This is a genomic window from Kineosporia sp. A_224, assembly GCF_002198655.1.
Taxonomy (GTDB): domain Bacteria; phylum Actinomycetota; class Actinomycetes; order Actinomycetales; family Kineosporiaceae; genus R-H-3.
On the sequence record NZ_MWLN01000141.1, the window covers coordinates 1 to 9408 of the forward strand.

At 77.3% G+C, this 9408-nt stretch carries 6 protein-coding genes; 4 read left to right on the forward strand and 2 right to left on the reverse strand.

Going from position 1 to position 9408, the window contains the following annotated elements:
• The 4 genes from EDJALFJO_RS12590 to panC all read left to right on the forward strand — a co-directional run.
• Positions 1-2801 (forward strand): hypothetical protein (locus EDJALFJO_RS12590; protein WP_198950240.1); only part of this gene is annotated, 2801 nt, incomplete at its 5' end.
• A 58-nt stretch (positions 2802-2859) separates the two neighbouring features.
• Positions 2860-3954: a cytochrome P450 gene (locus EDJALFJO_RS12595; protein WP_198950241.1), complete on the forward strand. Its 1095-nt coding sequence runs from the start codon at positions 2860-2862 to the stop codon at positions 3952-3954.
• Positions 3955-4099: 145 nt separating this feature from the next.
• Entirely contained in the window at positions 4100-6682 is a 2583-nt protein-coding gene (locus EDJALFJO_RS12600) for a hypothetical protein (protein ID WP_088285704.1), read from the forward strand.
• 70 nt (positions 6683-6752) lie between these two features.
• Positions 6753-7637 carry a pantoate--beta-alanine ligase gene (gene panC / locus EDJALFJO_RS12605; protein WP_233149830.1) on the forward strand — a complete coding sequence of 295 codons (885 nt, stop codon included), beginning with the start codon at positions 6753-6755 and terminating at the stop codon, positions 7635-7637.
• 8 nt (positions 7638-7645) lie between these two features.
• Here the strand turns inward: panC and EDJALFJO_RS12610 are convergent, their stop codons facing one another.
• Positions 7646-7975, reverse strand: a complete 330-nt coding sequence (locus EDJALFJO_RS12610) for an STAS domain-containing protein (RefSeq protein ID WP_088285708.1) — start codon at positions 7973-7975, stop codon at positions 7646-7648.
• 289 nt (positions 7976-8264) lie between these two features.
• A partial coding sequence (locus tag EDJALFJO_RS12620; RefSeq protein WP_233149831.1) for a hypothetical protein occupies positions 8265-9408 on the reverse strand: 1144 nt, incomplete at its 5' end.

The following is a 9408-nucleotide window of genomic DNA, read 5'->3' on the forward strand; positions in this document are numbered from 1 at the left end:
CGGCCGGTCGGGTCGCGCTGCGCGCCGCGCCGGCCGCGACGCCGGCCGCGCTGCCCGACGGGTGGTCGCTGGCCGACGGCGGGACGACGCTGCGCTGGACGTCCCCGACGCCGCTGCCCCTGGGCGGCGCCCGGCTCGACGTCGTCGCCGGCGGCGCCGTCCTCGGCGCGGGCCGGCTGTCCCCGGACCGCAGGACGGTCTCGCTCGCCGTGGACGCCGGTGCCGTGAAGGACCTGTCGTCGCTGCAGCTCGTCGCCGCCGGCCGCCGGCTCGACGCCGGCCCGACCGCGGTCGCGGCCTCGTCGTCCCGGGCCTCGGCACTGTCCCGGAAACCCTCTGCCGCAACGGTTCCGTCGCCGGCGGCCACGGCGCAGAGCGCGCTCCCGGCCGCGGCCGACCCCGGCCGGCCCGGCCCGTACCGCACGCGGACCGGCGAGTACACGCTCGCCGACCTGCCGGTCACCGGTCTGCCCGTGCCCGTCGAGATGACCGCCGTCGTCGTGGCACCGGTCGGGGCGTCGGGGAAGCGCCCGCTCGCGCTGTTCCTGCACGGCCGGCATGAGCCGTGCTACTTCGTCGACGGCGACCCGGACACCTTCCCGGACACCTTCTGGCCCTGCCCCGCGGGCTGGGCGCCGGTCCCGAGCTACCGCGGCTACCTGCAGAGCCAGGAGCTGCTCGCCTCGCAGGGCTGGCTCACCGTCTCGGTCAGCGCGAACGGCATCAACGCGCAGGACTTCGCCGCGGACGACGGCGGTGCGCTCGCCCGCTCCGAGCTCGTCCGGGCGCACCTCGCGCGCTGGGCGTCCTGGGCCGCGTCGGACGCCGCCTGGGCGTCGGCGCCGGACGTCGTCCGGGCCGGCCCGCGCCCGAATCTGTCGAAGGTGCTCCTCGTCGGGCACTCGCGCGGCGGCGAGGGGGTCAACCGTGCCGCGGTCGACAGCGCTCTCGACCCGGCCGCCCGGTGGAAGGTCAAGGGCCAGCTGCTGCTGGCCCCGACGGCGTTCGGCCGCAACCCCGCGCCCGGCGTCCCGACCGCGGTCGTCCTGCCGTACTGCGACGGGGACGTCTTCGACCTCCAGGGCCAGGACTACCTCGACGACGCCCGGGACCTGGCCACCGACCGCTCGCTGCGCAGCGCAGTGCTCGTTCTCGGCGCCAACCACAACTTCTTCAACACCGAGTGGACGCCGGGGGAGTCGGTCGCCCCGTCGTTCGACGACTGGTTCGGTGACGAGGACCCGACCTGCGGCGCGACCGCCCCGGGCCGGCTCTCGCCCGCCGAGCAGCGCGCGGTCGGTGCCACGTACGTCGCCGCCGCGGCCCGTGTCCTCGTCGGCCGTGACACGAAGACCGAGCCGCTGCTCGACGGCTCCGCCGTGCGGGCGCCGTCCGCCGGGCGCGCCGTCGTGCTGACCCACGCGCTCGGCGCCCGCCGGGACGCGCTGCTGCGGCCCGGCGCGACGTCGCCCGTCACCGCGACCGGCACCGTCCGGGCCCGGCTGTGCGACACCGAGGCGACGGACCCCGGCCGGCTCTGCGTCAACGACGACACCCTCTTCGGGGCCACGCCGCACTTCCCGCTCGACTTCTTCGGGGTCGGCGGGGCGCCGGTGCGCCAGGTCGTCGAGGTCGGCTGGTCCCGGCGCGGCGGTGCCGCCCGGGTCCGGCTCGCCGGCCCGGTGTCGGTCGCCGGGGACGACACGCTCGCGCTGCGGGTCGTCGCCCCGCCGAACGCCGCCCGCGCCCGGTTCGGCGTCCGGCTGGTCGACGCCGACGGCACCCGGCTCACGCTCGGCGAGGCGTCCGTGACCGGTCTGCCCGGGGGCAGCGACCCGGCCACGCAGATGCCGGGCAAGTACTGGGGCCAGGAGGTCCGGGTCCGGATCGACGCGAAGAAGGCGTCGGCGGCGGGCCTCGACCTCCGCAAGGTCGTCGCGGTCGAGGTGCTGCCCCGGTCCGCGACCGGGAAGGTCTGGGTGCTCGACGCCTGGGGTCGTCGTCCCGGCCTCGCCGCCGACCGGAAGGTCCCGTTCCTGCGCGTGGACGTCGGCCGGCTCACCGTCGAGGAGGGCGACGCGGGGACCCGCGACGTCCGGCTGCCGATCACGGTCACAGGGCGCATCGACCGGACGGCGCGGGTCTGGCTCGGCTCCGCCGACTTCGGGACCAGCACCCTGCCGGCCGGGCTGCCGAAGGTCGTCCGGATCGCCCCCGGCACCCGGCACCTCGACGTGACCGTCCCCGTCGTCGGCAACACCCTCGACGACGAGGACCTGCTGCAGGTCCCGGTCTTCGCGCGCGGGGTGCGCAACGCCGTCGGCGGCGACTGGATCGGCGCGCTCTCGATCGCGGACGACGACCCGTCGCCGGACGTGACGATCACGCCGGCGGCGACGGCGGTCGAGGGCGGCTCCCTGGTCTGGACCGTCACGCTGTCGGCCCCGAGCAACCGGTTCGTCTCGGTCGACATGCTGGTCCGGCCGGTCGCCGCACCGGGCCGTGAGCTCGACTCGGACGACGTCCCGGAGGACTGGCTGCTCGGTCAGACCGGGCTGGAGGCCAGGCCGGTGCCGGCCGTCCCGCTCTCGGACCTCGACCTGTTCCTCGGCGCGTTCGTCGAGCCGGGTGCGACGACGGGCACCGTGGAGATCCCGGTCGCCGCCGACGCCACGGTCGAGGGCGCGGAGCAGGTGTCGCTGCGCGTCCCGGCCCCGGACGAGCCGTTCCCCGGCTACCCCGGCACCCCGGGCCTGCCCTCCGGCGCCGACCTCACCGGGACGGTGACCGACGGCCCGTGACCGCTCCCGTGACGGGTCGGACGTCACGCTCGAGGAGCTGACGTCCGACCCGTACCCGGTGCTCGCCGCGCTGCGCGAGCGGGCTCCGGTGTGCTGGGTGCCCGCGCTCGACGGCTGGCTCGTGACGAGCCGGGACGCCGTCGTCGAGGTGCTCGACGACCCGGTCGCCTTCACGGTCGACGACCCGCGGTTCACGACGGCGGCGGTCGTCGGGCCGAGCATGCTCTCCCTCGACGGCGACGAGCACACCCGGCACCGGCGGCCGTTCGCCGCCGGGTTCCGGCCCTCGCTCGTGGCGTCGCAGTGCGCCCCGGCGACCCGGGAGCTCGCTGCGGCGCTCGTCGACGCGGTGCGCGCCGACGGCGGGGTCGAGGTGCGGCGCGGCCTCGCGGGCCCGCTCGCTGCCGGGGTCGTCACGGGGATCCTCGGGCTGACCGGGGTCGACGCGCGCGTCGTCCTCGACTGGTACGCGGCGATCGTCGCCGCGGTGTCCTCGCTGAGCGCCGGGGAGCCCGCGGGCGCGGCCGGGGCGCGTGCCGCCGCGGACCTCGCGGCCCAGGTCCGGCGCACCGTCGAGGACCCGGGGGCCGGCGGCATGCTCGCCGCGGCGGCGCGGCCGCCGTACGGGCTCGACGCCGCCGAGGTCGCGGCCAACGCCGCGGTGCTCATGTTCGGCGGCATCGAGACCGTCGAGGGGATGGTCGCGAACGCCGTCCTGCACGTCCTGTCGGCCCCGGACCCGTTGCAGGTCAAGGGGTCCGGGCTCGAGAACGCCGTCGAGGAGTCGTTGCGGCTCGAGCCGGCCGCAGCCCGGGTCGACCGGTACGCGACGCGCGACGTCGTCCTCGCCGGGGTCGCCGTCCCGGCCGGCGACCTCGTCGTGGCCTCGATCGGCGCCGCCAACCGCGACCCGGCCGTGTTCCCCGACCCCGACCGGTACGACCCGGCCCGGCCCAACGCCCGGCTGCACCTCGCGTTCGCCCGCGGGCCGCACGTCTGCGTCGCCGCCGGGCTGGCCCGCGCGCAGGCCGTGATCGCGCTCGAGGTGATCCTCGACCTGCCGGGGATCCGGCTCGACACCGCGGCGTCGACCCCGCCGGCCGGGCTGGTGTTCCGCAAGGCCGACCGCGTCGTCGTGCGCTGGGACGTCTGAGGCCCGCGCACCCGGCGAGCAGTGGATCTTCCCCGGTGTTCGCCGGACACGACGGTGCGCGGCTCCTACTGTTCCGGGTAGCGGAAGGACGGCGGCGCGACGGGGCGCCCCGGGCGCGCCTTCCGGCGGCACCGGGGGAGGGCTCATGAGGCAGCGCACGTGGTCCGGGGTCGTCGCGAGAACCGTCGCCGTGCTGGCGGTCGCCGCCGTGGCGGCGGTCGGCCCGCCCGCGCACGCCGCCACCCCGGTCGCGACGGCCGCGCCCGGCGGGAACGCCGCCTACCGCGCGGCGCTCGCCCGCCCCGTGCTGCCCGCGTCGGCGGACCCGGGTCTGCGGGGCCCGTACGCCACCCGCGCCGGGGAGTACCGGCTCGGTGACCTCGAGGTCCGCGGAGTGCCGTTGCCCGTGGCGATGCGCGCGCTCGTCGTGTCACCGGTCGGCGCCCCGGGCCGCAGGCCGCTCGCGCTGTTCGCGCACGGCGGGTTCGCACCGTGCTACCACCTCGCCGACGGGGACGTCTTCCTGCCCGAGCCGGACTGGCCGTGCCCGGCGGGCTGGGCCCCGGTGCCCAGCTACCGCGGCTTCCGGCAGACCCAGGACCTGCTCGCCTCGCAGGGGTGGATCACGGTGTCGGTCGACCTCACCGCGGTCGACGGTCAGTCCGACACCCTCGAGGTCTCGGACTCCGGCGCCGCGCGGGCGGCGGTCGCCACAGCGCACCTGGCCCGCTGGGCGCGCTGGGCCCGGTCCGGCGCGTCCTGGCGGACGGCGCCGGCCGCCGTCCGTGCGGGGCCCCGGCCCGACCTCGGCACGGTCTTCCTCGTCGGGCACACCACGGGCGCCGACACGGTGAACCGGGTCGCGACGGCGGCCGCGCTGGACCAGGGGTCCCGCTGGACCGTCAAGGGCCAGCTCGTCGTCGCCCCGCGCGGGTCGGGGCGCAACCCCGCCCCCGGTGTCCCGGTCGTCGTCGTCCTGCCGTCCTGCGACGCGGAGCACCTCTCCGAGGGGCAGACCTTCGTCGACGACGCGCGCGACGTGACGCACGACGGCTCGCTGCGCAGCTCGGTCCTCGTCGTCGGGGCGAACGTGCTGTGGTTCAACGCCGAGTGGACCGCCGGGCTCGGCGTCGTCAACGCCCGCGACGACTGGTTCGACACCGACGACCCCACGTGCCGGGCCGGGGCCCCGACCCGGCTCACCGCGGCCCGGCAGCGCGTCGTCGGGGCCGCGTACGTCGCCGCGGCCGCGCGGGCGACGGCCCTGCGGGACCCGGCCGCGCTGCCGGTCTTCGACGGCTCGGCCGTCCGGCTCGCGTCGGTCGGCCGGGCCGTCGTGCTGTCGCACGACCTCGGCGGCCGGCGCCGGACGCTCGTGCGGCCCGAGGTCGACGCCTCCGCGTCCGCGGCCGGCGGCCCGCGGCTGCGGGTGTGCGACCTCCAGGTGTCCGACGCGACGCAGAGCCGGCGCTGCGGCCCGCGCGACTTCACCGGCACCCTGCCGCACTTCGAGGGCGGCGTCTTCCCCGGGCACGGCGGTCCGGTCGGCAAGGCCTACGAGGTGCGCTGGACGGCGGCCACGGGGTCGGTCGCGATCACGCCGGCCCGTCCGCGCTCGATCGAGCGGTCCGACGACCTCGAGCTGCGGGTCGTCGTCCCGCCGGCCGCGCCGGTGACCCGGTTCGCCGTCCGCCTCACCGACGCGGACGGCACCGCCGTCACCGTCGGGACGGCCACGGTGTCCGCGCTGCCGGCCGCCGCCGCGGCGAAGGCGTCCGACCGCTCGGGCACGTACTGGGCGCAGGACGTCCGGCTCCGGCTCGACCGTGCCGCGCTCGCCGCGCAGGGCCTGGACCTGCGCCGCGTGACGGGCCTGCGGCTGCTGCCGCGCTCGACGACGGGCTCGGTCATCCTGCTCGACGCCTGGGGCCGGGACCCGGGGCTGGCCGCCGCGCAGCGGGTGCCCTTCGTCCGGGTCGACCTGGGCCGGGTGACGGTGGCGGAGGGCGACGGCGTCCGGACCGTCCGGCTGCCCGTCACCGTGACCGGCCGGCTGACGACCCGGGCGAGGTTCTGGATCGGCGGCGACACCTTCGGCGGGTCGCTGCCCGCCGGGCTGCCGCGCATCGTGACGATCCCGGCCGGGGCGCGGCGGCTCGACGTCCGCGTGACGCTGGCCGGGGACCGGCGCGACGACTTCGACCTCACCGGGACGACGCTGTTCGCCCAGGGGCTGCACGACGCCGTGGCCGGGGACTGGCTGGGGGAGCTCGCGGTGCGCGACGACGACCCGACCCCCGCGCTGACCGTGACGCCCTCGGCGTCCGCGCGCGAGGGCGGGACGCTGCGGTGGACCGTCAGCCTGCAGCGGCCCAGCGACTTCGAGCTCTTCGTGTCCGCGCGGGTCGTGGCCCCCGTCGGCGCCGGCGGCGCGGAGCTCACCACGGCCGACGTCCCGGCCGCCTGGCTCCTGGAGCACGGCGGCCGCACGGCCCCGGCCCGGCCCGTGGCGCTGTCGAGGTTCGGGGTGTTCCTCTCGGCCACGCTGCAGCCCGGCAGCACCACGGCGACCCTCGAGGTGCCGGTCCGCACGGACACGACGGTCGAGGGCACCGAACGCCTGCGGCTGCGCATCTCCGGCGACGACGAGGACTTCCCCGGCGCGCAGGGCGTCCGCGGGCTGCCCGCCGGGGCCACACTGACCGCGACCGTCACGGATGCCGGCTGACCGGCGGAGGGTGTCTGCGCTCACAGCCCGGCCCGGCCGTCGCCGGCCCCGGACCGGTAGCGTGCGCGGCGTGAACGACTCCCCCCGTCCGCCCGTCGTCGTGCGGACCCGGCCCGAGCTCGAGGCCGCCCGCGCCGCCCTGACGGGCACGGTCGCCGTCGTCATGACGATGGGTGCCCTCCACGACGGCCACGCCTCTCTCGTGCGGCAGGCCCGCCAGGAGGCCGACCACGTCGTCATGACGATCTTCCTCAACCCGCTGCAGTTCGGCCGCAACGAGGACCTCGCGAAGTACCCGCGGACCTTCGACGCCGACCTCGGGCTGTGCACGGCCGAGGGCGTCGACGTCGTCTTCGCGCCGGGGCCGGACGTCGTCTACCCGGACGGCGACCCGGGCGTGCGTGTGAGCGCCGGCCGGCTCGGCGACCTGCTCGAGGGCAAGAGCCGGCCCGGCCACTTCGACGGCGTCCTCACGGTCGTCGCGAAGCTGCTCCACCTCATCCGCCCCGACCGCGCGTACTTCGGCCAGAAGGACGCCCAGCAGCTGCTGCTCATCCGGCGGATGGTCCGCGACCTCGACTTCGGCTGCGAGGTCGTCGCCGTCCCGACCGTCCGGGAGTCGGACGGCCTCGCCATGAGCAGCCGCAACACCTACCTCACGCCGCTCGACCGCGAGGTGGCCCTCGTGCTGCCGACGGCCCTGGGGGCCGGGGAGTCGCACGCGCCCGAGGGGGCCAGCGCGGTCCGCCGGGCCGCCCGGGACGTGCTCGTCCGTGAGCCGCTGTGCCTCGTCGACTACCTCGTCCTCGTGCACCCGATGACGCTCGAGGACGTCCCGGAGTGGTACCGGGGCGAGGCGCTGCTCGCCGTCGCGGCCCGGGTCGGCACGACCCGGCTCATCGACAACGTGCTCGTCAACATCGGCGCGGACGGCGAGCAGGCCCGCAGCGTCTGACGGCGGCTCTACGCGAGGTCGTCGGCGGCGTCGGCCGCCGGCCCCGCGGCGGCACCCGCGGCCGCGGCGCTCCGGCCCTGGCGGGGGAGCCGGTCCCGCACCGAGGCCGGGGTGTTGAGCAGCCTGACCCGCCAGCGGGTGTGCAGCGTGACGATGAAGTCGATGCCGGCGCCCTCGACGGACGTCACGTCGTCCAGGTCGACGACGACCCGCTGGAGGGCGAGCCGGGAGACCTCGTCGACCGCCGCGGACAGCCGCTCGCGGCGGGACTCGTCGACGGCGCCGGACAGCCGGACGACGACCTGGGTGCCGATCCGTGTGACCGTGACTCCGTCCACGTCGGTCCTCCCGTCTGCGGCAGATGTCGTCGGGGCGCCTCCCGCTCATGCTGGTCACATGCTCACAAGGATGTGACCGGCCCGCCACCGGAGAACTACGCCTGCTGACCATTCGCCGTGACGGGCCGTTCCGGATGCACCCCGCGCCGGGCGGGCGGCGAGAACGTCGCCGGCGACCCGTCCCGCTCTGCCCGGGGCGGCCCCGGTCGCCACAGCAGGCCCGGCGCCCGCCCGGCGAGCGTCGCGCGCCCGGCCAGGACGGCGGCCGGCACGGTGCCGCGCAGCGGCGTCACCACCGGTCCCACCCGAGGAGCCGCTCGTAGACCCCGCGCAGCGACTCCGCGCCGCGCACCCGCTCCGCCCAGCGCTGCTCCGGGTCCGAGCGCCAGACGTTGCCCTGCTCGCGGGCGGTCCACAACGCCTTGCCGAGGGAGTCGGCGAGCGCGTCGACGTCGGCGCCCGCGCCGCTCGGTCCCTCGTACGTGAGGCAGGGCCGCTGCTGCGCGGCGTGCGTCCCGGCGGGCAGCAGCGGCGTCGTGCCGAGGTCGGTGCACGCCTCCGGCCACACCGAGTGCGAGCCGTACAGCCCGGGCACGACCGAGACGTCGAGCGAGAAGAGGTGGTCCCACAGACGGGGCTCGGTGAACGGCCGGTGCACCCGGACCGCGCCCCCGACCGCCGCGACGAGCGTCTCGATCTCGCGGACCTGCTCGGGCGCGTAGGCGTTGGAGCCGCTGTCGACGACCGTCTCGTGGAGGTGGACGACGAGCGTCGCGGTGTCGACGCCGCGCACCGCGCGGGTCAGCGCGTCGACGAAGAGCACCGGGTCGACGGGCAGCCGCAGCGCCGCGAGGTGCAGGCCGACGAGCAACCGGTCGCCGCGGAACTGCGGGCGGGGCTGGCGCATCCGGACGAAGTCGACCGCGTGCGGGTGCGGCAGCACGAGCGCCTCGACGTCCCAGCGCCGGCGCATCTCCTCGGCCGCCGAGTCGGTGAGCGTCACGACGGCGTCGGCCCGGGGCACGAGCGCGTCCATCCGGGCGTCGTGGCCGGCGGCGTCGGTGCCGGACGGGTCGCTGAGGTGGTAGCCGGTGACGACCAGCGGCGTCCCGGTCGCCCGGACGGCCTCCGCCGTCGCCGCGACCTCGGCAGGGTCGGCGGTCGACGGCAGGCCCAGCACGTGGACGACGTCGACGTCCGCGGCGTTCTCGGCGACCCAGCGCCGGTCGAAGCTCGCGCGCGGCCGGGCGGCCCCCGGCGGGCCGACCGTCGTCCGGTGCACCGCGTCGACCCCCTCGGGATGGCCGAGGTGCCGGGCGTAGAGCCCGCGGCCGGGGATCGTCGCGACGCGAACGGTCGGGCGACCCTCCCACGCGGGGCTGGCTCGACGACGACGGCGGGAGGGGGACAAGAGCGTCACCTCGAGGGGGAGG